At 78.3% G+C, this 1,487-nt stretch carries 2 protein-coding genes; one reads left to right on the top strand and one right to left on the bottom strand.

The window, feature by feature from the left end:
• Positions 1-3 precede the first annotated feature (3 nt).
• A complete protein-coding gene (locus ACSNOD_RS31075; protein ID WP_436770419.1) occupies positions 4-474 on the bottom strand; it encodes an SAV_915 family protein in 471 nt (156 codons plus the stop codon).
• Positions 475-858: 384 nt separating this feature from the next.
• On the opposite strand from ACSNOD_RS31075, the gene ACSNOD_RS31070 reads away from it, so the two are divergent.
• Positions 859-1,487 (top strand): AMP-binding protein (locus ACSNOD_RS31070; RefSeq protein ID WP_436770418.1); only part of this gene is annotated, 629 nt, incomplete at its 3' end.

Genomic DNA, 1,487 nt, shown 5'->3' with positions numbered 1-1,487 from the left:
CGGTCAGCCGAGCAGCGCCATCAGCGCGGAGAGCGCGGCGGCGGCGCCCGTCACCCGGAGCACGCCCACCGCGTCGGGGTCCCACCGCGGTTCCCGGTCGCGCGCGGTGGGCCGCGGCCGGTCGTGAGGGGCGGCCGGCTCCTGGCCTGGCGCGGTGGGCCGGGCCCGGTCGTGCCCGGTGGGCCGCGGCCGGTCGTGCGCGGCGGCCGGCTCCTGGCCGTGCGCCGTGCGGGGGGCCGGATCGTGCCCGGTGGGCCGGGCCGTGAGCTGCGGGTCCACGGTCACCGTGGTGACCCCCAGCGGAGCGGTCAGCGCCCGCAGGGCCGGTTCGGCGAGCCGGATCGACGGCTGACCGCGCCCCATCGTGCCGATCAGCCCCTGTTCGCTGGTGAACGCCACGGCGGTGCGCTCACCGAGGGAGGTGCGGAACAACCGCAGGGCGCGCGTTCCGGCAGGGCCGACGCGCACCGGCACGTACAGCGGCCCTGCCGGGCGTTGGCCCTCCGGCTCGGTGTCGTCGGCGGCCTCCGCGGCCGGACCTCCCCGAACTCCCCCGGCCGGCCGCGGGCGGGACGGTGATGGACATCGGGTCCTCCGTGCGGAGTGCGGTGAGGTGGTTCGTCACTGGTGGCGGGCGGTCCGCGGGCCGCCGCCCCCGGCCACTCGCAGAGGCCCGGCCCACCGGACCGCCGCGAGCGGCGCGTGACGCGTTGACGCTATGCCCGCCCCACGCGGGGCGAACGAGCCCATGACGCGGCATTGACCAGGTGCCGCCCCCCTTTGACGCCTTGTTGACGCCGGGCGGCCCGTACGAGGGGCGCCCCCACGGCCGGTGGCGCGCCGACGGGGAGCGGGGACGTGCCCCGCGCCCGTAACGAACCCCCGGCCCGTACGGTCACGGTGCCCGTACGAGCCTCCCGCGCGTACGAGCCCCCCGCCCCGTACGGACACGGCACCGTACGAACCCCCGCCCGTACGACCCCTGGCGCCGGGCGCCGGCCCGCACCGATGATGGCCCTGCCGAGCCGCCGTGGGGGCGGCGACGAGGAGGAGACCGTGAGGCAGCTCTCCTACGCGAGCGGATGCGGCACCGAACCGCTGCTCGGGGACACGATCGGCCGCCATCTGGCCCGTGTCGCCGAGCGGTTCGGCGACCGGGAGGCCCTGGTCGACTGCGCCGGGGGCCGCCGCTGGACCTATGCCGCGTTCGACCGCGCCGTCGACGACGTGGGCCGCGGCCTGCTGGCGCTCGGCGTCGCGAAGGGCGACCGGGTCGCCCTGTGGTCGGGCAACGCCGCCGAGTGGGCGCTGACCCAGTTCGCCGCCGCCCGCGCCGGGGCCGTCCTCGTCAGCCTCAACCCCGCCTACGGCCCCGTGGAGCTGGCGTACACGCTGCGCCAGGCCGGCGCGAGCGTCCTGATCGCGGGCACCGGGTTCAAGGGCGCCGACTGCCGCGACACGGTGCGCCGGGTGCGGCCCGGCTGCCC

The sequence above is a fragment of the Streptomyces sp. URMC 123 genome, from assembly GCF_051386515.1.
Lineage (GTDB): Bacteria > Actinomycetota > Actinomycetes > Streptomycetales > Streptomycetaceae > Streptomyces.
Note: the sequence above shows the minus strand (reverse complement) of the source record. Positions and strands in the feature narration are given on the sequence as shown.